Below are 24196 nucleotides of genomic sequence, written 5' to 3'. Positions count from 1 at the left end.
CATGTTGAATTGCACCTGCTGCATGTCGCCGGCGCGGCGCCGCCTGCTCGGCGCGTTTGCCGCGCTCGCCGGTACGGCCGTCGCCGGACGCCCCGCATCGGCGGCCGACACCGCGAGCGCACCGGCCGCCGTGCCGCCGCACCGGCCCCGTTCGATCGACATCCACGCGCACTACTACCCGGAGAGCTTTTGCGACCTGGTCGGCGGCGAAGGCAAGCGCTTCGGCGGCGCATTCACGTGCGACGATGCGTCGTTCACGTTCCGGACGCCCGCAGGCGGCCTCGGGCCGCTGCCGATGAAGTTCATCGACGTCGACGCGCGGCTGAAGGACATGGACGCATCCGGCGTCGACGTCCAGGCGCTGTCGCTCAGCGTGCCGATGGCGTACTGGGGCGACCGGCCGTTCAACGCGAAGCTCGCGCGCGACTGGAATTCGGCCGCGTCGCGCGTCTACCAGCGGCACCCGGCGCGTTTCGTCGTCCTCGCGACGCTGCCGATGCTGAACGCCACCGACGCGATCGACGAACTCGAGCGCGCTGCGCAGTTGCCGGGCGTGCGCGGCGTGTACATGGGCACCAACATCGACAACCGCGATCTCGACGATCCGCTGTTCGCGCCGGTGTTCGCACGCATCGAGCAACTGGGCCTGCCCGTGTTTCTGCATCCGCAGCAAACGGTCGGCGGCGCGCGGCTCGGCGATTTCTACCTGAGCAACCTGCTCGGCAATCCGTTCGATACGGCGATCGCGGGCTCGCATCTGATCCTGGGCGGCGTGCTCGACCGCCACCCGACCCTGCACGTCACGCTGCCGCACGCGGGTGGCGCGTTGCCGATCCTCGTCGGGCGCCTCGACGCGGGCTGGACCGCCCGCCCCGAAACGCGCCGGCTCGCGCAAAGGCCCAGCAGCTATCTGCGGCGCTTCAGCTACGACACCGTGTCTCATTCGGGCCCTGTGCTGAACTTCCTGATGGAGAACGTCGGGGTCGACCGGCTCGTGCTCGGCAGCGACTACTGTTTCGACATGGGTTACGAGCAGCCGGTCCGCTTTCTCGACCGCCTCGACCTGACGGCCGAACAGCGTTCGATGATCCTCGGCGGCAACGCGGGCAAGCTGCTGAGAATCTAGCGCGAACATTCCGACCGGCGTTGCGTGCGCGTCGGACGACGCCTGCACGCTCGGCGCAGCCCGTTGCCAGGCATGGCATCATCCGGCGAACCGTGAGCACTGGCGTGCGACGCCACGCATCACGACAGCCGGCCTGCAACGCACACCGCGTTTCGAACACGGGAGTCACGCACGATGAAGATAGTCATTGCAGGCGGTTCGATCGCCGGCCTCGCGGCCGCGCTGACGCTCGATTGCATCGGGCACGACGTCACGGTCTGCGAGCGTTCGCGCACGCCGCTGCGCGGCCAGGGCGGCGGCGTGGCCGTGCTGCGACGCATGATGTCGTTTCTCGAACAGCATGGAGGCCATTGCCGCCAGATGATCAGCGTGCCGACGCATCGGCGGCGCTGGATCGATCGCGACGGCATCGTCACGCGCGACGAACCCGAAATGCTGCCGTTCTCGTCGTGGGACGCCGTCTATCGCTCGCTGTACGAGACGCTGCCGCGCGGGCGCATCCACTACGGCCGCACGGTCACCGGGTTCGACCAGGACGCGGATGGCGTCGACGTACACGTGGACGACGAACGCATTCGCGCGGACGTGCTGATTGCCGCCGACGGTTCCGGTTCGAACCTGCGCGCGCGTATCTTCCCCGGCTATACGCCATCGTTTGCCGGTTACCTCGCGTGGCGCGGCATCGTCGACGAAGCCGATTTCGACGCCGCCGCGATCGAGTCGCTGGTCGAGAACATGACGCTGCACAAGGCGCCGGGCGAGCTGTTCATGGCGTTTCTGATTCCCTCGCTCGACGGCTCGCTCGCGCCGGGCGCGCGCCGCTTCAACTGGCTGTGGTATCGCAACGAAGTCGATCCCGACGCGCTGCGCCGCCACCTGACCGATCGGAACGGCAACGTTCATCACGCGTCCGTGCATCCGGGGCAGCTTGCCGACGACACCGTCGCGACGCTGCGGCAACTCGCCGGCGAACGGCTGCCTGCTTCCCTGTCGCAACTGGTGCTCGCGACGCGCGCGCCATTCAACCAGGCGATTTTCGACGCATTGAGCCCCGGCTTCGTCGACGGCCGCGTCGCGCTGATCGGCGACGCGGCCTGTACCGTGCGCCCCCATACGGCGTCCGGCACGTCGAAGGCGGCGAGCGATGCCGTGTCGCTCGCCGAAGCGCTGCCGGCACACGCCACCGACGTCGTCGCGCGCCTCGCGCAATGGTCGACGCGGCGGCGCGAGGAAGTGACGTCGCTGCTCGACAAGGGTCCGCAACTTGCCGCGGCGTTCGGTCTCGGCACGCCGCGCTGACACATGAACGCATGCGCCGGAACGGTTCGTGCGCCCGTTCAGAACGTTTCAGCGCAGCTTCAGGAAATGGCGTCGGCGCCCGCGTAGACTGCCTCCACCAACGAGCGCGCCGGCCACGGCCCGCGCGCGGCCCCCATCCCTGGAGTAACGACATGATCTCCGCCGCGAATCGCTGCCGCCGAGCAGGCCCGACATGGCCGAATCGATCGGCGATGCCGCACCGCCAGCCGGCGGCGCCGACCGGAACGCACGTCGCGAGCGCCCGCACGCCGGGCCGCGCACGTGGGTCCGTCCGACTCGGCAACCGGATCTGCGGTACCGCGTGCAATCGTCACGAGAGCGCACGCGGCCGACGCGCCGTCCATTGCCCCGCCTGTCGAATGACGCCGGACGAACCGGTCCGCATGGAGCGCGCATGAAGCACAAACGACTCTGGCTCAGTGCGGCAGGCATCGCGATCATCGGCCTGGCGGCCGCGATCGGCATCATGTACCGGCCGTCGATCGCGCCGATCGATCCGCCGGCCCGCGCGTCGTTCGATCCGCAACTGATCAAGGCCGGCGCACGCGTGGTCGCGCTGGGCGACTGCGTCGTCTGCCACACCGCGAAGGACGGCAAGCCGTTCGCCGGCGGGCTGCCGCTCGCGACGCCGTTCGGCACGATCTACGCGACCAACATCACGCCGGATGCGGACACCGGCATCGGCCGCTGGTCGCAGGCCGCCTTCGCGCGCGCGCTGCGCAGAGGCATCGCCCGCGACGGCCATCCGCTCTACCCGGCCTTTCCGTACATTCACTTCACGCGGATGTCCGACGAGGACATCGCGGCCGCATACGCGTACCTGATGACACGCGAACCGGTTCAAGCGAAGACGCCGGCGAACGACCTGATCTTCCCGCTCAACTTCCGGCCGCTGGTCGCGTTCTGGAACATCCTGTTCCTGCGCGAAGGCGCGTACCAGCCGGACCCGTCGCAATCCGCGCAATGGAATCGCGGCAAGCTGCTCGTCGACGGCCTCGGACACTGCGCGTCGTGCCATTCGCCGCTCAATGCGATCGGCGGCGAGGAAGCAGGCAAGGCGTTCGACGGCGGCATCGTCGACGGCTGGGAAGCCCCGCCGCTCAATACGCTCGGCAACGCGGTCCACCCGTGGACGCAAGCGCAACTGGTCACGTACCTGCGCACCGGCCGCGCGAGCGAGCACGGCGCGGCCGCCGGACCGATGCTGCCCGTCACGCGCGATCTCGCGACGGTGCCGGTCGAGGATGTCGAGGCCATCGCGGCCTATATCCTGTCGATCCAGAAGCCGGCCGCCGCACGGCCCGCGACGACCGTCGCCGAACGCCAAGCGACGACACCTGCCGGCCAGCGCGGCGCGGTGTTGTTCCAGGCGTCGTGCGCGCAGTGCCACGGGCCGGCATCGCCGATGCAGTCGATCGGCGAGCGGCCGACGCTCGCGTTCAGCACGGCGATCGCCGCCGACACGCCGCGCAACGCGATCCAGATGATGTTCAACGGGATCGGCTGGCATGGCGAGGACACGCTGAACTACATGCCGTCTTACCTCGACCAGTACGACGACGCGCAGATCGCGGACCTCGCCGCATACATCCGCGAGACGTACTCCGATCGCCCCGCGTGGAGCGGCATCGATACCCTCGCCGCGAAGCTCAGAAAGGAGGACCGCACGCAATGATCACCCTCACCGTGAATGGCGTGCGGCACACGCTCGACATCGATCCGTCCACGCCGCTGCTTTACGCGCTGCGCAACGACCTGCACCTGCACGGCGCGAAGTTCGGCTGCGGCCTTGGGCAATGCGGCGCGTGCACCGTGATCGTCGACGACAAGCCGATGTTCTCGTGCCTGATCCCGGTGGCCGCGATCGGCGAGCGCCGCGTCAGGACCATCGAAAGCCTCGGCACCGCCGAGCATCCGGGCAAGCTTCAGCAGGCGTTCATCGATCATCAGGCGGCGCAGTGCGGTTATTGCATCGCGGGCATGATCATGCGCGCGCAGGCGCTGCTCGAACGCAACCCGAAGCCGACCGAACGCGAGCTGCGCACGCACATGGAACCGAACCTGTGCCGTTGCGGCACCCACATGCGGATCCTGGCGGCCGTGCGCCAGGTCGCCGGGCTGCCGGAGCCGGAACCGTCTGCCGCGCCCGTCATGATCAATAAGGAAATCTGATGAACGCACCCGACGACATCGACGAAGGCCGCCGGCACTTCATGGTTTCCGGTGCGCTCTTCGTCGCGTTCACCCTCGCGCCGGCCGCGCGCGCGCTCGCCGAGGTCGTGATCGCGGACGAAGGCGCCGCCGTCCACGTCGCCAAGGCCACCGAAACGCTGGCCGGCAGCCTGAAGACCAACCCGCTGCTGGACGCGTGGATCAAGATCGCGCCCGACGGCAAGGTCACCGTGTTTACCGGCAAGGTCGAGCTCGGCACCGGCGTGCGCACCGCATTGCTGCAGGTGGCCGCCGAGGAGCTGAACATGAGGCCCTCGCTGATCACGTTCCTGACCGCCGACACCGGCGCGTCGCCCGACGAAGGCCTGACGGCCGGTAGCCACACGATGGCGGACAGCGGCTCCGCGTTGCTGAACGCCGCCGCGCAGGTGCGCGGGCTGCTGGTCGACGGCGCCGCGAAGCAGTTCGGCGTCGATCCGCGCGCGCTGACCGTCGCCGATGCCGTCATCAAGGCGCCGGACGGCCGCACGATGCGCTACGCCGACGCGGTGCGTACCGTCGACCTGCACCGCAACGCCACGCCGACGTCGCCGCTGAAACCGCCGGCCACGTTCGCCGTGATCGGCACGTCGCTGCCGCGTGTGGACATTCCGAACAAGGTCACGGGCGGCGTCAGCTACGTGCAGGACATGGACCTGCCCGGCATGCTGCATGCACGCGTCGTGATGCCGCCGGTGTACGACGCGACACTGCTGTCGTTCGACGAAGCCGCGATCCTGAAGATGCCGGGTGTCGTGCGGATCGTGCGCAACGGCAGCATGCTCGCGGTCGTCGCGCAGGGCGAATGGCAGGCGGTCGTCGCACAGCGCGCGCTGTCCGCCGGCTGCCGCTGGTCGCCCGGCCGGGCGCTGCCCGATCGCGCGACGGTCCACGCGGACCTGAAGCGGATCGCGACGCAGCGCATCGAGATCGCCAACACGCATGCGCCGAGCGCACCGGCGACGAAGACGCTCTCCGCCACGTTTTTGAAGAACTATCTGCTGCACGGCTCGATCGGGCCGTCCTGCTCGGTCGCCCATCTCGAGAACGGCACACTGACCGTGTGGACGCACTCGCAGGGCGTTTATCCGCTGCGCGACGCGCTCGCCGAGATGCTGTCGATGCCGAAGGCGAACGTGCGCTGCATCCACACCGAGGGCTCCGGCTGCTACGGGCACAACGGTGCGGACGACGCGGCCGCGCATGCGGCGCTGATCGCGGCCGCGATGCCCGGCAAGCCGATTCGCGTCCAGTGGATGCGCGAGCAGGAACATACGTGGGACCACTTCACGCCGGCGATGGTCACCGAGCTTAGCGCGTCGCTCGACGCGAGCGGCCGCATCGTCGACTGGAACTACGCGCTGTGGAGCAGCTCGCACAACGAGCGCATCGTCAATGCCGGCCGGTTGCTGCCCGCACGCATGCTCGAGCCGCCGTTCGTGTCCGCACCGTCGACGCCGATGCTGCAGCCCGAGGGCGGCGGCGATCGCAACGCGATCCCGCTGTACGCGCTGCCGAACATGCACATCGTCAACAACTTCTCGCCGACGATGCCGCTGCAGACGTCGGCGATGCGCTCGCTCGGCGCGCACACGAACGTCTGGGCGATCGAAAGCTTCATGGACGAGCTGGCGCACGCCGCCGGCGTCGATCCGGTCGAATTCAGGCTGCGCCACATTCAGGATCACCGCGCGAGCCAGGTGATCCAGCTCGCCGCCACCAAATTCGGCTGGCCGCGGCCGCCGCGTGCACGCAATCGCGGCGTCGGCTTTGCGTTCGGCAAATACAAGAACCTGATGGCCTACGTCGCGATCGCGGTCGAGGTGTCGGTCGTTCCGGAAACCGGCCAGGTGACGCTCGAACGTGCGGAAGCGGCCGTCGACGCCGGCCAGATCGTATCGCCCGACGGCATTCGCAACCAGATCGAGGGCGGCATCATCCAGTCCGCGAGCTGGACGCTGTACGAGGCATTGAAATACGATACGCAACGCGTGCGCAGCTTCGACTGGAGCAGCTATCCGATTCTCCGCTTCGGCGCCGCACCGCAAAGCATCAAGGTGCATCTGGTCAATCGTCCGGGCGCACCGTTCCTCGGCGCGGCCGAGGCGTCGATGGGCCCGACCGCGGGCGCGCTGGCCAACGCGATCTTCGACGCGACCGGCCAGCGCCTGCGCGAAATGCCGTTTGCCGGTGAAGGGCTCAGGAAACGCATCGACGCGTAGCGGCATCACACGACCACAACAAATCGCGCCGGCACGAACCGGCGCGGGCAACAAACAGGCTGGAGATTTCTGAACGATGGATACCTTGCTTTCGATGCGCGTGTTCACGCGTATCGTCGAGACGGGCAGCTTCACGCGCGCGTCGGACACGACCGGACTCACGACGCCGCGGGTGTCCGCGCTGCTGAGCACGCTCGAACAGCATCTCGGCTGCCGGCTGCTGAACCGCACGACGCGCCGGATTTCGCTGACCGAGGACGGGCAGGCCTATTACGAACGCTGCGTCGGCGTGCTGCGCGAGATCGACGACATGGAAGCGGCCGTCTCGCAGGCGCGCAACGTGCCGCGCGGCCGGCTGAAAGTGAACCTGCCGCCGGCCATGGCCAAGCAGATCATGGTGCCCGCCCTGCCCGAGTTTCTCGCCGCCCATCCGGGCATCTCGATCGAGCTCGGCGTGACCGATCGCCAGATCGATCTCGTCGGCGAGGGTGTCGATTGCGTCGTGCGGATCGGCGCGCTCGACGATTCGGGGTTGGTTGCGAAACGGATCGGCAGCCTGACCACCTGCACGTGCGCGGCCCCGGCGTATCTCGAACGATGCGGCGCACCCGAGACGGTGGACGATCTCGCACAGCACGTCGCGGTCAGCCACATCTCGGCCGATACGGGCCGCCCGCGGTCCTGGGACTACGTCGTCGACGGCGAAACGCGGATCATCCAGATGTGCGGCACGGTCGCGGTCAACGACGCCGACACCTACATCGCGGCCGGCGTCGCGGGCATCGGCCTGATCAAGACCTCGCTGTACCTGGTCGAGCCGTATCTGCAATCGGGCCGCCTGCGCGAGGTGCTGACCGATTTCAACACGCCGCCCCGGCCGATCTCGATCCTGTATCCGCCCAATCGGCATACGCCCGTCAAGCTCAAGGTCTTCGTCGACTGGCTCGCGGGGCTGTTCGCGCAGATTCCGACGCTGCAGGGCAAGCGCGGTTGAAGCCCGCTGCGATTGAAACCGATCGTCCGCGCCGCCGCGCGCACCGCATGAATCAAGTGAATTAAGACGCGGTTTAGGACTATTCAGTCCTGTCGATCCAGACTGCTCTCATCGGGCTTCGCGATCCGCGACATCCGCGCCGGAGGCCCGTTTCGAGAGGCGCATCATGAAGATCGCGATCGCCGGCGGTTCCATCGCCGGCCTGGCCGCCGCCGTCACGCTGAATGGCATCGGACACGATGCCGTCGTCCACGAGTGCCGCGACCGGCCGTTGCCCAACCCCGGCGGCGGTCTCGCCGACGCCGGCGTGCGGTTCGCGACCGATCTCGGCCTCGCCGCCCACGCATGAACCCGCCCACGGTCCGCCCCCTTTGCGTGCCGCGCAATGCTCGATTGCGTCCCGGACGTATTCCCTTGTTATCGATCGATCAATAATCTTGACGGCAATGCGGCTGCTTCCGCTTCGCCGCAACGGCAATCGTAACGCCCGCCCGATGAACGGGCACCCGACATCTCTTTTCAAGGAGTCGACCATGTCAGCAGAATCCACCCCGGTTGCGGCCCACGGGCACGCGGCCAAGCTCACGCAGAGCCTCATCCTGCTGTTCGCGTTCAGTTGCGGCGCGATCGTCGCGAACCTGTATTACGCGCAGCCGATCACCGAACTCATCGCGCCGAGCCTGCACATGTCCGGCGAAACCGCGAGCCTCATCGTGTCGCTGACGCAGATCGGCTACGCGCTCGGCCTGTTCTTCATCGTGCCGCTCGGCGACCTGCTCGAAAACCGCAAGCTGATGATCGTCACGGCCGTCGTGTCGATCGCGAGCCTCGCGGCGGCCGCAGTCGTCCAGACGCCCGGGCTGTTCCTCGCGATTTCGCTGCTGGTCGGCTTCAGCTCGGTTGCCGTCCAGATCCTGGTGCCGCTCGCCGCGCACCTCGCGCCGGATCATTCGCGCGGCCGGGTGGTCGGCACGATCATGAGCGGGCTGCTGCTCGGCATCCTGCTCGCGCGCCCGCTGTCGAGCGTGGTGGCCGACGCGTTCGGCTGGCGCTTCGTGTTCGCGGCCGCCGCCGTGCTGATGACGCTCGTGACGGCCGTGCTCGCGCTGACGATCCCGTCGCGCCAGCCCGATCATCGCGCGACCTACTTCGAACTGATCGGCTCGTTGCTGCATCTGGTCCGCACGATGCCGGTGCTGCGCCATCGCGCGTTCTACCAGGGCCTGATGTTCGCGTCGTTCAGCCTGTTCTGGACCGCCGTGCCCGTCGAGCTGACGCGTCACTACGGGCTGTCGCAATCGGCCATCGGCCTGTTCGCGCTCGTCGGTGCGATCGGCGCGACGTCGGCGCCGGTCGCGGGCCGCCTCGCGGATGCCGGCCATACCGTGCGGGCAACGCTGATCGCGCTGGTCGCCGGCACGCTGTCGTATGCGGTTGCGCTGATCCACGGCGCCGGCCTGTATGGCCTCGTCGTCACGGGCATCGTGCTCGACTTCGCAGTGCAGATGAACATGGTGCTCGGCCAGCGCGAGATCTACGCGCTGCATGCGGCGAGCCGCAACCGCCTGAACGCGCTGTACATGACGAGCATCTTCGTCGGCGGCGCGGTCGGCTCCGCGCTCGCGAGCCCGCTGTACGAGCATGGCGGCTGGCCGCTCGTCGCCGCCGTCGCCGGCGCGTTCCCGATCATTGCGCTTGCTCACTACCTCGTGATCGGGCGTCCGCACGCCGAACGCCACGCTCAAGCCTGAACCAGCGCCGGCACCGGTTCACGCGCGAATCCCGCCCGGGCCGTTCGCGCGCCGGAACGCTGCCGGCACGTCACCGGCATCCCAACCGAACTTTCCGCAGGGCCCGTCGGACGATACGCACCGCCGCCCTGCTCCACGCAAAAGGAATCCATCATGTCTTCCCTGCTCAGCCACTACGATCTGCGCGGCCTGCCGCTTCCCAATCGTGTCGTGATGGGCCCGATGACGCGCTCGCGCGCGCCATCGCGCGGCCAGCCGACCGAACTCATGGCCGAATACTACTCACAGCGCGCGTCCGCCGGCCTGATCGTGACCGAAGCGACCAACGTCAGCCCGGCCTCCGCGGCGTTCGAACTGACGCCGGGGCTCGTCACCGACGAGCAGGCGGCCGGCTGGAAGCAGATCACGGACGCGGTCCATGCGAACGGCGGCCGCATCTTCGCGCAGCTGTGGCACGGCGGCCGGGTCAGTTCGCTGACGCTGCTCGGCGGCGACGCGCCGCTGTCGCCGTCCGGCGTCAACGACGATCTCGAGCAGTTGCAGGTGTGGGCGCAATTGCAGAACGGCTATTACACGAAGATTCACGCGACGCCGTCGCGTGCGATGACGACGGACGAAGTCGCCGCGACGGTCGGCGAATTCCGCCAGGCGGCCGTCCGCGCGATGGCGGCCGGCTTCGACGGCGTCGAGATCCATGCAGCCAACGGCTACCTGCCGCACCAGTTCCTGTCGTCGACGCTGAACCGCCGCGACGACCGTTACGGCGGCTCGGTCGCGAACCGCGCGCGCTTCCTCGAGGAAATCGTCGACGCGGTCGGCGGCGTGATGCCGCTCGCCCGCGTGGGCGTGCGCATCTCGCCGTACGCGAAGTACAACAACGTGCGCGACGCCGATCCGGATGCGACGTACGCATACGTCGGCCGCATGCTCGACGAAGCCGGCGTCGCCTATCTGCACGCGGCCGACACCAACGGCTGGAGCGGCGAGCCCGACCTGCCGCGCATCGTCGAGAACACGCGCAAGCACTTCGGCGGCACGCTGATCGTCAACGGCGGCATCGCGCCGGATGCCGCGAATGCGCTGATCGATGCGGGCGACGCCGATCTCGTCGCCTTCGCGCGCGCGTATATCGCGAACCCCGATCTGGTCGAACGCCTCGCGGCGAATGCGCCGCTCGCGACGGCGAAGACGGTCGGCTGGTATGGCGGCGACCGCGCCGGATACGTCGACTATGCGCGTCACGACGTGGCGGGCCGGAACGCCTGAGCGGCGGCGCGCTGGAGCGACACCTTCAGGCGTCGTTCCAGCGCGCCCCCAGCACGCACGTGATCGGGCGCGACCGCCCGGCGCCGCCGGCGCGCGTGACGCGGCGGCGGCCGGCGGGCGCGTCACGCGCGACCGCTATGCGTCGCATCGCACCGCAGCCGCGGGCGCGACGGGATTGCGCAACACGCCGAGCCGCTCGATCTCGACTTCGCACACGTCGCCGGCCTTCATCCAGAGCTGCGGTTCGCGCGCCATCCCGATACCAGCGGGCGTGCCCGTGACGATCACGTCGCCGGCCTGCAGCGTCATCACGTCGCTCACCAACGCGACCAGCGTCTCGACATCGAAAATCATGTCCGACGTCGACGCCTCCTGCACGACCACGCCATTCAGGCGCGTCTGGATCTTCAGCCCCTTGCAGCCGCGCGGCAGTTCATCGGCCGTGACGAACCATGGCCCGAATGCGCCGGTCCCGTCGAAGTTCTTGCCCATCGTCCACTGCGGCGTGCGGAACTGATAATCGCGCAGCGTCGCGTCGTTGAATATCGAATAGCCGGCGACGTGATCGAGCGCCCGCTTGCGCTCGATGCCGCGTCCACCCTTGCCGATCACCGCCACCAGCTCGCCCTCGTAGTCGAGCTGCGACGACTGCACCGGCAGCGCGATCGGGTCGCCGTGGCCGATCAGGCTCGACGCAAACCGCGCGAACACAGTCGGATAGGTCTGCTTCGCAAACCCGGTCTCGGTCGAGTGGTCGAGGTAGTTCAATCCGACACAGATAATCTTTCCGGGCCGTCCGAACGGCGGCAACACGCGCACCGCCTCGAGATCGACCGGCGCGCCGCGCGCGAGACGCGCGCCCACCTCGGCAAGATCAGCGCCCTGCGCGAGCAACGCATCCAGATCGCCCGGATAGGCGGTGTCCCCGGCGGTCAGCCCGGCCCAGTGCCCGTTGTGCTCCACGGCCAGGCCGCGGCGTCCGCCCTGTTCATACACTGCAAATCGCATGGCACGCTCCTTGTTCGACGTCCAAGACGACGTCGGTTACTCGTCAATGTCCTCGTCGGGCAGGCCGCCGCCTGAAGCGGAGGCACGCCCTCTTTCGTCACGCTGCCGGGCAGCCGTTACTCGGCATCGCGCGTGCAGCGCGCCGCGACGATGTCGCGCAACGCGTCGGGCACCGGCCCGCCCGTTGCCCAGTCGAGCAATTGCACGGTGTGCACGAACGGGATGCCGACCGCGCCGGCCAGTTGCGTCATGCAACCGATATTGCCGGCCGCTGCAACCTCGGCGACCGTCGCACGCATCGCCGCGACCTTGCGCCGCTTCAGCTCGCCCGCGATCTCGGGCTGCAGCAGGTTGTAGACACCGGCCGATCCGCAGCACATGAAGCTGTCCGACGGCTGGACGACGTCGAACCCCGCGTCGCGCAGCAGGTCGAGCGGCGGATGCACGATCCGCTGACCATGCTGCATCGAGCACGCCGCGTGATACACGACCCGCAGCCCCGGCCGGATGACCGGTGTCTGCAAGCCGAGCTGGACCATGAATTCGGAAATGTCCTTCGCGAGCGCGCTGACGCGCGCCGCCTTGTCTTTCCAGGCCGAATCGAGCCGCAGCGCGTGACCGTACGCCTTGAGCGACGTCCCGCACCCCGACGTGTTGACGATGATCGCGTCGAGCCCCTCCGGCCCGTCTGCCTCGCGCAGCCACGCATCGATGTTCGCCTTCACCAGCGGCAGCGCCTGCGCCTCGCGCCCCATGTGCTCCGCCGGCGCACCGCAGCATCCCGCACCGCGCGCGATGACGACTTCGACGCCGTGCCGCTGCAACAACCGGATGGTCGCTTCGTTGATCGCGGGGTCGAGCACCGTCTGCACACAGCCGTTCAGCAGGCTGACCCGTGCGCGACGCGGTCCCTGTGCCGGAAACACCTGCGCGCGGTCGACCGGGCTCTCCGCCTGCAACGGTGCCGCGGGCGCCATCTCCAACATCGCGCGCAACGTGCCGCCGAATGCCGAACGCAGCGGGCGGAACAGCCGGCCGGCGACGAGCGCGGCGCGAAACAACCGCTGGCTCGGAATCAGCACGGTCAGCGCACGACGGATCGTGCGCTGCACCGGCGGCCGGCGGAAATGGGTCTCGACGTATTCGCGACCGTGCGCGATCAGCTTCGAATACTGGACGTCCGACGGGCAGATCGCCTCGCACGCGAGGCACGTCAGGCAGCGATCGAGATGCTCGACCGTCTTCGGGTCCGGTGCGCCGCCCGACTCATACATGTTGCGCATCAGCACGATGCGGCCGCGCGGGCTGTCGTTCTCGTCGTGACGGACCTGATAGGTCGGGCAATGCGACAGGCACGTGCCGCAATGCACGCAGGTACGGATAATGTCGTTGGACAGTGCGATGTCGGGGTCGGCCAGTGCCGCGTCGCCAATGCGGGTTCTCATGTCACGCTGCTCCCGTGTCGATGGGGTCGAGCCGGCCCGGATTGAGCACGCGGTTCGGATCGAACATGCCGCGCACGCGTTCGCCGAGTGCGCGCAGGTTGGCCGGGCGTGGATGGAACGCACCGACCGTGCGCCGCAGCGCCGCCGGCGCCCGAAACAGGCACGCGTGCCCACCGGCCGCCGCGACGGCCTGCCTGAGCGACGGCGCCTGGGCCGCGACGGCGGCCGCGTCGGTGCGCACGAAGACGAGGCTGCCGCCCCAGTCGTAGATCGCGTCGCCGCCCACCGCCGCGACCACGCGTGCGGCCTGCGTGCCGGGCAGCATCAGGCGCCAGATACATGCGTCGCGATCGTCCGCGAACGCCCTCAGGTCGCGCAACGCGCGCCAGAACGCACGACTCGCGTCGCCGCCGATCGTGCGGATCGCCAGCGAGCGGCCGACCCGCTTCGCGAGTTCCGCCCCGCGCGCCGCCACCGATGCACCGGGGCCTTCCAGCCGCAATGCCGTCGTCGACGTGGTCGACGTATCGCGCCGCAGGCCGCCGACATGCGCGGCGGCGCTGACCTCGAACGGCAACCGCAACGCGTCCGCGAGCAGGCCGGTCGCCGCGCCGTCGTCGAGCCCGTCGACCAACAGCGTGACTTCGTCCGGCCACGCGGGCTGCAGCTTCAGCGTGACCGCCGTCAGCGCGGCCAGCGTGCCGAACGACCCCGTCATCAGGCGCGGCACGTCGTAGCCGGTCACATTCTTCACGGTGCGTCCGCCGGCCTTGAACGCCTCTCCTCGACCGTTCACCCCTTCCACGCCCAGCACCGCGTCGCGCACGGCGCCCGACAGCACGCGCCGCGGCCCGGCCAGATTGCAGGCGACGACGCCGCCGATCGTGCCACACGCCGGTTCGCCGCCGAACAACGGGCCGTAGTCCGGCGGCTCGAATGCGAGCTGCTGCCGATGTTCGGCCAGCGCCGCGCGCACCGTCTCGACCGGCGTGCCGGCGCGCACCTTGATCACGAGTTCCTCGGGTTCGTAGAAGTCGATGCCGGACAGGCCAGACAGATCGAGCAGCGCGTGCGCGTGCACCGGCTCGCCGAACCCGCGCTTGGTGCCGCCGCCAACGATTTCGAACGAGTGGCCATGACGGTTGGCATCGGCGACGGCATCGACGAGTTGCGTCGCGTCGCGCGGGCAGATGCGCGCCTGCGTCGTGCGATCGTCGGTCACGTACATGTCTTCCTCCTAGAAGCGGGGAACATCGGCGAACCGCATATTGCCGTCGCGCATCCGCAGACGGCCGAGTTCGACGCAACGGCACGGCGTCGGAAACACCTTGCCCGGATTGAGCAACTCGTCGGGATCGAACGCACACTTGAGCCGCTGCTGCTGCTCGAGGTCGTTTGGCTGGAACTGGTAAGGCATCAGGTCGCGCTTCTCGACGCCAATGCCGTGCTCACCGCTCAGCACCCCGCCGAGATCGACGCAAGCGCGCAGGATGTCGACGCCGAATGCCTCGGCTTTCTCGAGGTCACCGGGTTTCGCCGAATCGAACAGCACCATCGGGTGCAAGTTGCCATCGCCGGCATGAAAGCAGTTCGCGTAGTCGAGACCGTGCTGCTTCGACAGGCTGTCGATGCGGCTCAGGATTTCGGCGAGCTGGCCGCGGGGAATCGTGCCGTCGGTCACGTAGATATCGCGCGCCACCTTGCCCATCGCGCCGAAGGCGAGCTTGCGCGCACGCCACAGCTGCTCGCGCTCGGCCTCGGTGCGGCTGATCCGCAGGTCCACGACACCGGCGTCGCGCGCGATGCGCTCGACCTCCGCGGCCAGCGCGTTCACTTCGCTTTCGGTGCCGTCCAGTTCGCACAGCAGCAATGCCTCGACGCCCGGCGGCGGCAGCTCGCCGAGCAGCGACGCGACCGCGCCGATCACCTTGCGATCGACGAATTCGAGCCCGGCCGGCACGATCCCGTGAGCGATGATCGCGCCGACGCAGCGGCTCGCCGGCTCGACGTCGGCAAAACCGAGCGACAGCACGCGCGCCAGCGGCGGCTCCGGCGTCAGGCGCACCACGATCTCGGTCACGACCGCGAGCAGGCCTTCGGAGCCGATCAGCGCGCCGCACAGATCTAACTCGCCGTCGGCACCGCCGACGAACGCGCCGCCCAGCGTGAGCACCTCGCCCGTCATCAGCACGATTTCCATCCCGGTGACGTGATTCGACGTGACGCCGTATTTCAGGCAATGCACGCCGCCCGAATTCTCGGCCACATTGCCGCCGATCGTCGAAATCGCCTGGCTCGATGGGTCCGGCATGTAGCAAAGCCCGAGCGAACGCACGGCCTCGGTCACCCGGACGTTCTGCACGCCCGGCTGCACGCGCGCCACGCGATTCGCCGCGTCGACTTCCAGGATCCCGTTCATCCGGGCCGTGCCGAGCAGGACGGCATCCTCGAGCGGCAGCGCGCCGCCTGACAGCGACGTACCCGATCCGCGCGGCACGACCTTGACGTGCAACGCATGGCAATAGGCGAGCACGCGGCTCACCTGTGCAGTCGTTTCGGGCAGCACGACCAGCAGCGGCAATGCGCTGTATGCGGTCAGGCCGTCGCACTCGTACGGGCGCCGCTCCGCCTCGCTGTCGAGCACCCATTCGTCCCCGACGATCGCACGCAGATCGCGGGCGATCGTCGCGCGCCGCTCGACGACAGTCGAATCGACATCTGGCATTTTCACGCTCGGGCTCCTTGTACGCCGCATGCGGCGCGATTCACACGTGGATTAGAGGTCGCCGGCAACCCGGCGACAACTTAATCGTTGTGAAGTCGTCGTGAAGCGATCGATATCGGCCGTGCGCGCGGCAGCACAAGACAAATTCAGAACAATTTATCCGTCGCGCCGGGCGCTTCACCTATCCTCGAAAGGCATTTACGCATGCCCCCGCTGCGCGCAGGTCAAACCGAACAGGGCCCCCAACATGACCACCGTCACGCCTTCGATCACCCATCACACCGTCACCGCAAACGGCATTCGTCAGCACTACGTCGATGCCGGCAGCGGGCCCGTCGTCGTCCTGCTGCACGGTTTCCCGGAAACCAGCTTCGCGTGGCGGTTCCAGATCCCCGCGCTGGCGCAGCGCTACCGCGTGATCGCGCCCGATCTGCGCGGCTACGGCGAAACCGACAAACCGGCCGCCGGTTACGACAAACGCAACATGGCGCGCGACATCGCCGGGCTGCTCGACACACTGGGCATCGGCCGCATCGCACTCGTCGGGCACGATCGCGGCGCGCGCGTCGCGACGCGTTTCTCGAAGGACTTCCCCGAGCGTGTCGACCGGCTCGTCGTGATGGACAACGTGCCGACACGCATCGTCGCGCAGAACATGACCGCGCAAACGGCGCGCGCGTACTGGTTCTTCCTGTTCCACCAGGTGCCGGACCTGCCCGAAGCGCTGATCGCCGGCAAGGAGGCCGAGTGGCTCAGCCACTTCTTCTCCGACTGGTGCTACAACCCGCATGCGATCTCCGGTGACGCATTCGACACCTACGTGCGTGCGTATCGGCGCCCGGGCGCGGTGCGCGGCGCATTGGCCGACTATCGTGCGAACGCGGAGGACGTGAAGCAGGATCTCGTCGACGCGGACGTCAGGATCGCGTGCCCGACCATGGCGATCTGGGGCGAGGATTTCTATGCGGTCGGCAAGATGTTCGACATGAAATCCGTGTGGGAAGGCATGGCGACGAACCTGCGTGCCGAACCGATCGCGCAGTGCGGGCACCTGCCGCAGGAAGAACAGCCGGAGCGCGTGAATGCGCTGCTGCTCGACTTCCTGAAGCACTGGGAAGGCTGAATCGCCGCACCCATCACGACTCATCGGGGGAAGGCATCATGAGCGACGTTTCAGGCCCGTTGGCGCTCGTCATCGGCGGATCGGTGGGCGGCCTTTTCACGGCGACCGCGCTGCGCGCGGCCGGATGGCGCGTCAAGGTATTCGAACAGTCGCCCAACGACCTCGACAGCCGCGGCGGCGGCATCGTGCTGCAGCCGCCGATCGAGCGCGCGTTCGCATTCGGCGGCGTGCCGGTGCCGCGCGATGCGGGCGTCGATTCGGTCGACCGGATCTATCTCGACGAGCACGACCGGATCGTGCAGCGCCTTTACATGCCGCAAACGCAGACCGCGTGGAACGTGATCTACACCGCGCTGAAGCGCGCGCTGCCCGCCGGCGTCGTGCACGCTGGCGTATCGTTCGAGCGGTTCGAACAGGACGGCGCGCGCGTGATCGCGCATTTCGCGGACGGGCGCGTCGAGCATGCCGACCTGCTGGTCGGCGCGGACGGCGGCCGCTCGGCCGTGCGCGCCCAGCTGCTGCCCGATGCACGGCCCGCGTATGCGGGCTATGTCGCGTGGCGCGGGCTCGTCGACGAGCACCTGCTTCCCGACACGGTGCTGCAGGTGCTGCGCAACCGCTTCACGTTCCAGCAAGGCGACGCGCATCTGTTCCTGACGTATCTGGTGCCCGGCCGCGACGGCGCGATCGAACCGGGCAGGCGGCGCGTGAACTGGGTCTGGTACCGGCGGCTCGCAGCGGCTCGCGTGCCGTCGCTGTTTCTCGCGCAGGACGGCACACAGCGCGACAGCTCGCTGCCGCCCGGCGCGATGCGCGACGACAACCGGCTCGAACTCGTGGAGGCCGGCCAGCGGATGCTTGCGCCGACGCTCGCCGCGCTCGTCGACGCGACCCAGGCGCCGTTCGCGCAGGCGATCCTCGATCTCGCGGTCGAGCGCATGGCGTTCGGCCGCGCGGTGCTGCTCGGCGACGCGGCCTGCCTCGTGCGACCGCATACGGCCGCCGGCGTCGCGAAGGCGGCGGAGAACGCGGTCGGTCTTGCGGAGGCGCGCGCGGCGTCGCGCGCGGTCCCGCGTTCGACGCCGCGCTGCTGCGCTGGGAAGGGCTTCAGCTCACGACCAACGCATCGCTGTCCGACCTCGGCATCTCGCTCGGCACCCGGATCATGGAGCGCGCGTGACCGGCCACCGGCCGCGCGCGCCGCATCGTTCGATCACGCAATGCTCTCCACCACGCCGCCGTCGACCCGCAACGCGGCGCCCGTGGTCGCCGACGCCTGCGGAGAGCACACGTAGACGACCAGATTCGCCACCTCCTCCGGCGTGATCGGCCGCCGGAGAATCGAACTGCCCCGATGCGCGCGCACGAAATCGATGCCGAACTGCTCGACCGACTTGCCCTGTCGCGCCGCCGTCGCCTCGACCATCGAGCGGAAGCCGTCCGACAGCGTCGGCCCCGGCAGGACCGTGTTCACGGTCACGCCGCTGCCGGCCGCCTGCTTCGCGATGCCGCGTGCGATACTCAGCTGCGCGGTCTTCGAGAAGCCGTAGGCCAGCATGTCCGGCGGAACGTTCAACGCGGACTCCGACGACACGAACACCACACGCCCCCAGCCGCGCGCCATCATGCCCTTCAGATAACCGCGCGTAAGCCGCACGCCGGACATTACGTTGACGAGGAAGTAGCGTTCCCATGCGTCGTCGTCCGTGCTGAAGATCGTGCCCGGCGCATAGAAGCCGACGTTGTTGACCAGAATGTCCGCCGCGGGAAACGTCGTGACGAGGGCATCGCACGCCGCACGCGTACCGAGATCGCCAACGTGGCCGTCGACCTGGGCATCCGCGACGCTCGCGCGAATCGTGGCGAGCGCCGCATCGACGCTTGCCGGCGTCCGGCCGTTGACGATCGTCTTCGCCCCCGACGCGGCCAGCCCCGTCGCGATCGCGAGCCCGATGCCGGCCGTCGAGCCGCTGACGACGGCGAGCTTGCCGGAAAGATCGATATGCATGATGTGACTCTCGTTCGTGTCGAAATCGCGAGGCGGCAGCATGCACACTGTTCGCCGGCGCGTACGATCCGATGTTAGCCGCACCGGCACCGCACCCCGCCTGAAATGTTCTTAAACGTCGCGAAGGAACCGGTGGGCGCGGGTGGCACGTGCATCAAAAGCGGTGCGCCATCCCTACGGCATCCACGAACTGTTGGCGCGAAGCAGACGGCGTCATCCCGTTGATCGATGCAACCGCAGGCTGCCCGAGAGAATCCGTGCCCGACGCACGCTGATAGACCGCGATCATGTAGACGTCCGTACGTTTCGACAGCGCATAGTGCACACCGGCGTTGACCTGGTTGTAATGCGCGCCGATCGCGTCCGGCCCGCGTGCGAGCGTGTACGAATACGACGCGCCGAGCGATACGGCAGCGCCGATCCGATAGCTGCCGTTGAGTTCGACCATATTGAAGCTCGCGCTGCCTGCATAACCGCGCGGATTGGGCCCCGAGTCCGAACCCAGCCCGACAAAGCGAGTGTTCGTATAGGCCGCGCCAATTGTCGCGTTGCCGAGCACATAGCTCGCGCCCACGCCGATCGTTTCCTCTCGGCTCGCCGACGCGTAACCGGCCATCACGGGGTTGCGCTGCGGCGCCGTTGCCGACCCGAACGAACCGATATTGTTCACCGCGCTGCCGCCGCCGTTCGGCTGTCCGCCCCACATCGACACGTTCGGCGCGGACGCGTTGAGATAACCGACGCCGATCCGCAGCGGATCGCCCACGTAGCCCGCCCCGGCCGCAATGACCCGATTCTGGCCCGTGTGACCCGCGACACCGCCGAACTCATACATCGCGGCGGCCGACAATCCGTGCCAGACGGGCGTCGCGATCTTGACCGCATTGTTCTGCCGCACCGTCAGGCCCAGATCGTCGATGTCGTCCGGATGCGCGGTGATGAATCCGCCCCACTGCGTTACCGTCGTGAGCGGCGCGAGATAGTCGATCACCGGTGAATACTGACGGCCGAGCGTGACGCTGCCGAGCCGGTCGTTCGACACGCCGACGAACGCTTGGCGGCCGAACAGTGCGCCGCCCTGCCCGAGCGAACCATTTGCGACACTGAAGCCGTTCTCCAGCGTGAACACCGCAAAGGTTCCGGCACCGAGGTCTTCCCGTCCGCGAATACCGAATCTGCTGCCGACGTAGGCCGACGTCGTGGCGTCCTGAAGCGATACCTGCCGGTCGCCGCGAAGCGCCCCCGCCACTCTGCCGGACTGCGCGTTGCTGACGAATACGACGTCCGGATTGACGATCCCGTACAACGTCACGCTGCTTTGCGCTGACGCGCCACACGCCCATCCGAGCGGCAAAACGGCCGCGACTATCCATGCTGTTCTCGCGATCGACATATCCCCTCTCTTGTTCGACTGAAAAATTAGACAGACCGATCCAGACTCAGTCGAAAGCGAACGGATGCCTTCGGCTATTTATCTGTAGTCCGAAAAATATCGCTTATGCGACAAACGCCTCGTATTGCTGACGTGTCACTGGACCGCCTGCCTCAGCCGGCATCAAGGCAGTCGACGATGGAAGCCGAACTTCGATGCCATGGACGCCCGCGAGACTCCCGGCATCTCGCCGGTTCACCCGTGATCACGAACAGGAACGTTCCCGATAGCTTCGAGACGGAAACGTCTCACATTCCTCCTCCTCGATACTTATCGGTTGATAAATTATAACCGGCAGGACATGTCTCCGACGCGGATCGCGAATCGGTGTTTACCCGTCCGGGATTTCCTCGGACGATGGAACCCCGACGCGACAGGCGCGTGATTTCCCGCGACATCGCGTCTCCTGACTGGATGGATCGATGGGATTGTGCCGGGTTTGGTCTATACGGGCGCTCCGTTGCAGAGACCGCATACCTGGAGGATGGCACCCTGCAAGCAAGCGGCCGCACCGGGTTACGACGCGATGAACTGGACCGCTTTGCGGTAAAGCTGCGTGCCACCGATCATGTGGTATTCGAAGCGACCGGCAATACCACTGCCATCGTCAACGTCTTCCGCCCGCATGTCGCGCTACTCCGAGCAACTCCAGTTGCTTCGTTTCCTTCACCAGTTGCATCCGCAGAACTCGTCGAAACTGCTTTGCGTTATTGGAGTCGGCTGGTATGGCTGCGACCGCGCCGGATACGTCGACTACGCGCGTCACGACGCGGCAAGCCGGAACGCCTGAGCCCGCACCGGCGGCAGCCCGGCGCGGCAATCGCCGGGCGGCCCCGACGGCCGACGAAGCCAGCCGGATCGTCCGGAACAATCCCTTCAGGCGTCTTTCCAGCGCGCGCCCAGCACGCGTCCGCAGAAATTCGGCCGGTGAAAATCCGGATCGGCGCGCTCGAGCACATCCGCGCTCCACGTGCCGAACGTCGACGCCGGCCGGTGTGCGACTCCGCGTGCGATCGCGTCGAGAAACGCGTCGCCGAACCCGTCGCCGCGCGGATACGCGGCGAGCAACGCCCGCCGCTCGTCGGCCGAATACGCGTCGAAGTCGGTTGCCATCAGGTCGGTCGCTACGGCGGACGCCAGCGCACGCGCGAGCGGCGACATGCGCGCGGCCACGCCGGGCGTCGTATGCAGTGCGATCGCGCGCCACACGTCGTCGCGCATGCGCTGCGACGTCTGATGGCGCAGCAGGAACGCCTGCGCGGCATCGGCGCTGTCGAGCTCGTAGCGCTCGGTCGAGCGGCCATACGCGGTGCTCAGTCCCATGTTCGCGTACATCGCGGCCACGTACAGGGCATCCGCATCGAGTGTCTCGCCTGCCCGGCGCGCAGCCAGCGACGCGAGGACGAACACCCGGCAAGCGTGATCGGTGATCACCTGCGGTAGCGACGCGCATGCCGCTTCGGCGGCGTCGATCGCCATCGGCGTCCGGGGAATGCGGACGCCGGCGACTTCGTCACCGGCCCGTGCGCAGGTGTGCGCAGAACTCATCTCGTCTCCTTCTGCCCCGCGCCGGGGGCGAATAATCATCCATTCATCGCGCGACACGTGCCAGGGTAGCCGGCCTGCCCGTTGACCGACGCCATCCTAAAACGCGAGACCGGGTTGACCGAATGCTTCGCACTGCTCGACAGCCTCCATCGCTGCCACATGAAGGCGCTGCGCGAAACGACGCCCGCGACCGCGCGCGAAACCGGCGTCCGGGCCGTCGCCGGCCGCCGCGCGCGGCTGCGCCGACGCGGCCGGACGACGTTGGCCGATTCCGCCGGCGCCGCCGAATTCGGCCACCGGCGACCACGCGGGGCTGACCGGCAGCGGCGGCGGCGCGAGCGGCGCGAACTCGTCGTCCGCATGCACGACCTTGCCGTCGACGACCGTCAGCACCGACGACAGCGACTTGATCCGCGGTTCGTCGATCGTGAAGTAGTCGTCCGTCAGCACCGCGAAATCCGCATACTGGCCGGGCACCAACGCGCCCTTGCGATCGTCCTCGTTCGAGAACCACGCACTGCCGACCGTGTAGCGGCGCAGCGCTTCCATCCGGCTGAGCCGGTTGCGTTCGGGATAGAGCGCCGTGCCGCCGACGGTGCGCCCGGACACCATCCAGTACAGCGACACGAACGGGTTGTAGCTCGCGATGCGCGTCGCATCGGTGCCCGCGCCGACCGGCAGCCCGGCCGCCAGCATCGCGCGGATCGGCGGCGTGCGGGTGGCCGCTTCCGCTCCGTAGCGCGCAATGAAGTACTCGCCCTGGAACGCCATCCGGTGCTGGACCGTCACGCCGCCGCCGAGCGCGGCGATGCGCGCGATGTTCGCATCCGAAATCGTCTCGCAGTGATCGAAGAACCAGCGCAGCCCGTCGAACGGCATGTCGCGGTTCACGGCTTCGAGCACGTTCAGGAAGCGGCCGATCGATTCGTCGTAGGTCGCGTGCAGCCGGAACGGCCAGCGATGCCGCACCAGCAGCCGCACCACCGAGGCCAGTTCGGCCTCGAGCACGTCGGGCAGATCGGGGCGCGGTTCGAGAAAATTCCCGAAGTCGGCCGCGGAGTACACCAGCAGTTCGCCCGCGCCGTTCATCCGCAGGAACGCGTCGCCGTCGCCGGGCTTCGCCAGCGTCACCCAGCGCGCGTAGTCGTCGAGTTCCCGTCCGGGATGCTGCACGAACAGGCTGTATGCGATGCGCACCGTCAGTTCGCCTCGCTTTGCGAGCGCCAGGATCGCGCCGTAGTCGTCCGGAAAGGCCTGGAAATCGCCGCCGGCGTCGATCGCGCTCGTCACGCCGAGGCGGTTCAGTTCGCGCATGAACTGCCGCATCGAATTCATCTGGTCGTCGTGACCGAGCTTCGGGCCCTTCTCGAGCGCGGTGTGCAGGACGGCCATGTCCGGTCGCGCGATCAGCATGCCGGTCGGCCTGCCGAGACGATCGCGCTGGATTTCGCCGCCGGGCGGATCGGACGTGTCGCGGCCATAGCCGATCGCGCGCAGCGCGGCCGCGTTCAGAAGCGCGCTGTCGCCCAGGTGCATGATGAAGACCGGCGTGTCGGGCGCGATCGCATTGAGCTCGGCCACCGTCGGCCCGCGCTTTTCCGCGAACTGGAATTCGGTCCAGCCGCCGACGACGCGCACCCACTGCGGCGCGGGCGTGCGCAGCACCTGGCGGCGCAGCATGGCGAGCGCATCGGCCAGCGTCGGCACACCGTCCCAGCGCAGTTCCAGGTTGAAATTGAGGCCGCCGCGAATCACGTGCAGGTGCGAATCGTTCAGCCCCGGGATCACGGTGCGGCCGTTCAGGTCGATGCGAAGCGTGTCGGCGCGCGCGTGGCACATCACGTCGGGCCCGCTGCCGGCCGCGAGGATCCGGCCGTCCTTCACCGCGAGCGCGGTCACGAACGACTGCCGGTCGTCCTGCGTCGCGATCTTGCCGTTGTATACGATGAGGTCCGCCGATTCCGCGGGTTCCGTCGCCTTAAGCACCGTCCGGCCTCCTGCTTGCGCCCAAAGCCGG

Annotated in this window: 18 protein-coding genes and 2 pseudogenes; 12 read left to right on the top strand and 8 right to left on the bottom strand. The window is 68.1% G+C overall.

Annotated elements, in window-relative coordinates:
- Position 1 precedes the first annotated feature (1 nt).
- The 9 genes from WS66_RS33420 (at position 2) to WS66_RS33380 (ending at position 10890) form a co-directional block, all read left to right on the top strand.
- On the top strand, positions 2-1126 hold the full coding sequence (locus WS66_RS33420; protein ID WP_059606125.1) for an amidohydrolase family protein: 1125 nt from the start codon (positions 2-4) through the stop codon (positions 1124-1126).
- A 174-nt stretch (positions 1127-1300) separates the two neighbouring features.
- Complete coding sequence (locus WS66_RS33415) at positions 1301-2425, top strand: FAD binding domain-containing protein (RefSeq protein ID WP_059606122.1); 1125 nt, start codon at positions 1301-1303, stop codon at positions 2423-2425.
- A 415-nt stretch (positions 2426-2840) separates the two neighbouring features.
- Positions 2841-4121 (top strand): c-type cytochrome, encoded by a 1281-nt coding sequence (locus WS66_RS33410; RefSeq protein ID WP_059606331.1) that lies wholly within the window; start codon positions 2841-2843, stop codon positions 4119-4121.
- Complete coding sequence (locus tag WS66_RS33405) at positions 4118-4618, top strand: (2Fe-2S)-binding protein (protein WP_059606119.1); 501 nt, start codon at positions 4118-4120, stop codon at positions 4616-4618. The genes WS66_RS33410 and WS66_RS33405 overlap by 4 nt, the downstream gene beginning before the upstream one ends.
- Positions 4618-6879 (top strand): xanthine dehydrogenase family protein molybdopterin-binding subunit, encoded by a 2262-nt coding sequence (locus tag WS66_RS33400; protein WP_059606112.1) that lies wholly within the window; start codon positions 4618-4620, stop codon positions 6877-6879. The genes WS66_RS33405 and WS66_RS33400 overlap by 1 nt, the downstream gene beginning before the upstream one ends.
- 76 nt (positions 6880-6955) lie before the next feature.
- Positions 6956-7873 carry a LysR family transcriptional regulator gene (locus WS66_RS33395; protein ID WP_059606109.1) on the top strand — a complete coding sequence of 306 codons (918 nt, stop codon included), beginning with the start codon at positions 6956-6958 and terminating at the stop codon, positions 7871-7873.
- A 166-nt stretch (positions 7874-8039) separates the two neighbouring features.
- Positions 8040-8222: a hypothetical protein gene (locus tag WS66_RS33390; protein WP_059606106.1), complete on the top strand. Its 183-nt coding sequence runs from the start codon at positions 8040-8042 to the stop codon at positions 8220-8222.
- Between the two features lie 184 nt (positions 8223-8406).
- On the top strand, positions 8407-9624 hold the full coding sequence (locus WS66_RS33385; protein ID WP_059606102.1) for an MFS transporter: 1218 nt from the start codon (positions 8407-8409) through the stop codon (positions 9622-9624).
- Between the two features lie 153 nt (positions 9625-9777).
- On the top strand, positions 9778-10890 hold the full coding sequence (locus tag WS66_RS33380; protein ID WP_059606100.1) for an alkene reductase: 1113 nt from the start codon (positions 9778-9780) through the stop codon (positions 10888-10890).
- 135 nt (positions 10891-11025) lie between these two features.
- Here the strand turns inward: WS66_RS33380 and WS66_RS33375 are convergent, their stop codons facing one another.
- From WS66_RS33375 to WS66_RS33360, 4 genes are all read right to left on the bottom strand, one after another.
- Complete coding sequence (locus WS66_RS33375; protein WP_059606097.1) at positions 11026-11898, bottom strand: fumarylacetoacetate hydrolase family protein; 873 nt, start codon at positions 11896-11898, stop codon at positions 11026-11028.
- 116 nt (positions 11899-12014) lie between these two features.
- The gene (gene glcF, locus WS66_RS33370; RefSeq protein ID WP_059606095.1) at positions 12015-13343 is read right to left on the bottom strand and encodes a glycolate oxidase subunit GlcF; all 1329 of its coding nucleotides are present in this window, start codon (positions 13341-13343) and stop codon (positions 12015-12017) included.
- Position 13344: 1 nt separating this feature from the next.
- On the bottom strand, positions 13345-14571 hold the full coding sequence (gene glcE, locus WS66_RS33365) for a glycolate oxidase subunit GlcE (RefSeq protein WP_059606092.1): 1227 nt from the start codon (positions 14569-14571) through the stop codon (positions 13345-13347).
- 9 nt (positions 14572-14580) lie between these two features.
- The gene (locus tag WS66_RS33360; RefSeq protein WP_082729033.1) at positions 14581-16068 is read right to left on the bottom strand and encodes an FAD-linked oxidase C-terminal domain-containing protein; all 1488 of its coding nucleotides are present in this window, start codon (positions 16066-16068) and stop codon (positions 14581-14583) included.
- Between the two features lie 247 nt (positions 16069-16315).
- Between WS66_RS33360 and WS66_RS33355 the strand changes: the two genes are divergently transcribed.
- The gene (locus WS66_RS33355) at positions 16316-17191 is read left to right on the top strand and encodes an alpha/beta fold hydrolase (protein WP_059606088.1); all 876 of its coding nucleotides are present in this window, start codon (positions 16316-16318) and stop codon (positions 17189-17191) included.
- A gap of 38 nt (positions 17192-17229) precedes the next feature.
- Positions 17230-18371, top strand: a pseudogene (locus WS66_RS33350) (FAD binding domain-containing protein).
- Positions 18372-18404: 33 nt separating this feature from the next.
- Here WS66_RS33350 and WS66_RS33345 read toward each other — a convergent pair.
- Together WS66_RS33345 and WS66_RS33340 are read right to left on the bottom strand one after the other, a co-directional pair.
- A complete protein-coding gene (locus WS66_RS33345) occupies positions 18405-19199 on the bottom strand; it encodes an SDR family NAD(P)-dependent oxidoreductase (protein WP_059606328.1) in 795 nt (264 codons plus the stop codon).
- Between the two features lie 154 nt (positions 19200-19353).
- Positions 19354-20511 carry a porin gene (locus WS66_RS33340; RefSeq protein ID WP_335672065.1) on the bottom strand — a complete coding sequence of 386 codons (1158 nt, stop codon included), beginning with the start codon at positions 20509-20511 and terminating at the stop codon, positions 19354-19356.
- 534 nt (positions 20512-21045) lie between these two features.
- Here WS66_RS33340 and WS66_RS34955 point away from each other — a divergent pair.
- A pseudogene (locus tag WS66_RS34955) lies at positions 21046-21264 on the top strand (hypothetical protein); the annotation flags it as partial.
- 243 nt (positions 21265-21507) lie between these two features.
- Here WS66_RS34955 and WS66_RS33330 read toward each other — a convergent pair.
- Positions 21508-22179: a hypothetical protein gene (locus WS66_RS33330; RefSeq protein ID WP_059606081.1), complete on the bottom strand. Its 672-nt coding sequence runs from the start codon at positions 22177-22179 to the stop codon at positions 21508-21510.
- 96 nt (positions 22180-22275) lie between these two features.
- On the bottom strand, positions 22276-24165 hold the full coding sequence (locus WS66_RS33325) for an amidohydrolase (RefSeq protein WP_059606325.1): 1890 nt from the start codon (positions 24163-24165) through the stop codon (positions 22276-22278).
- Between the last annotated feature and the right edge of the window lie 31 nt (positions 24166-24196).

This window comes from Burkholderia sp. LA-2-3-30-S1-D2, assembly GCF_001523915.2.
Lineage (GTDB): Bacteria > Pseudomonadota > Gammaproteobacteria > Burkholderiales > Burkholderiaceae > Burkholderia > Burkholderia diffusa.
This window is presented reverse-complemented; position numbering and strand designations above follow the sequence as displayed.

What these genes read in the sequence shown, in the direction of transcription:
- WS66_RS33420 (WP_059606125.1), top strand. Translation starts at nt 2, where the DNA reads ATGTTGAATTGCACCTGCTGCATGTCGCCGGCGCGGCGCCGCCTGCTC.
- WS66_RS33415 (WP_059606122.1), top strand. Translation starts at nt 1,301, where the DNA reads ATGAAGATAGTCATTGCAGGCGGTTCGATCGCCGGCCTCGCGGCCGCG.
- WS66_RS33410 (WP_059606331.1), top strand. Translation starts at nt 2,841, where the DNA reads ATGAAGCACAAACGACTCTGGCTCAGTGCGGCAGGCATCGCGATCATC.
- WS66_RS33405 (WP_059606119.1), top strand. Translation starts at nt 4,118, where the DNA reads ATGATCACCCTCACCGTGAATGGCGTGCGGCACACGCTCGACATCGAT.
- WS66_RS33400 (WP_059606112.1), top strand. Translation starts at nt 4,618, where the DNA reads ATGAACGCACCCGACGACATCGACGAAGGCCGCCGGCACTTCATGGTT.
- WS66_RS33395 (WP_059606109.1), top strand. Translation starts at nt 6,956, where the DNA reads ATGGATACCTTGCTTTCGATGCGCGTGTTCACGCGTATCGTCGAGACG.
- WS66_RS33390 (WP_059606106.1), top strand. Translation starts at nt 8,040, where the DNA reads ATGAAGATCGCGATCGCCGGCGGTTCCATCGCCGGCCTGGCCGCCGCC.
- WS66_RS33385 (WP_059606102.1), top strand. Translation starts at nt 8,407, where the DNA reads ATGTCAGCAGAATCCACCCCGGTTGCGGCCCACGGGCACGCGGCCAAG.
- WS66_RS33380 (WP_059606100.1), top strand. Translation starts at nt 9,778, where the DNA reads ATGTCTTCCCTGCTCAGCCACTACGATCTGCGCGGCCTGCCGCTTCCC.
- WS66_RS33375 (WP_059606097.1), bottom strand. Translation starts at nt 11,898, where the DNA reads ATGCGATTTGCAGTGTATGAACAGGGCGGACGCCGCGGCCTGGCCGTG.
- glcF (WP_059606095.1), bottom strand. Translation starts at nt 13,343, where the DNA reads ATGAGAACCCGCATTGGCGACGCGGCACTGGCCGACCCCGACATCGCA.
- glcE (WP_059606092.1), bottom strand. Translation starts at nt 14,571, where the DNA reads ATGTACGTGACCGACGATCGCACGACGCAGGCGCGCATCTGCCCGCGC.
- WS66_RS33360 (WP_082729033.1), bottom strand. Translation starts at nt 16,068, where the DNA reads ATGCCAGATGTCGATTCGACTGTCGTCGAGCGGCGCGCGACGATCGCC.
- WS66_RS33355 (WP_059606088.1), top strand. Translation starts at nt 16,316, where the DNA reads ATGACCACCGTCACGCCTTCGATCACCCATCACACCGTCACCGCAAAC.
- WS66_RS33345 (WP_059606328.1), bottom strand. Translation starts at nt 19,199, where the DNA reads ATGCATATCGATCTTTCCGGCAAGCTCGCCGTCGTCAGCGGCTCGACG.
- WS66_RS33330 (WP_059606081.1), bottom strand. Translation starts at nt 22,179, where the DNA reads ATGAGTTCTGCGCACACCTGCGCACGGGCCGGTGACGAAGTCGCCGGC.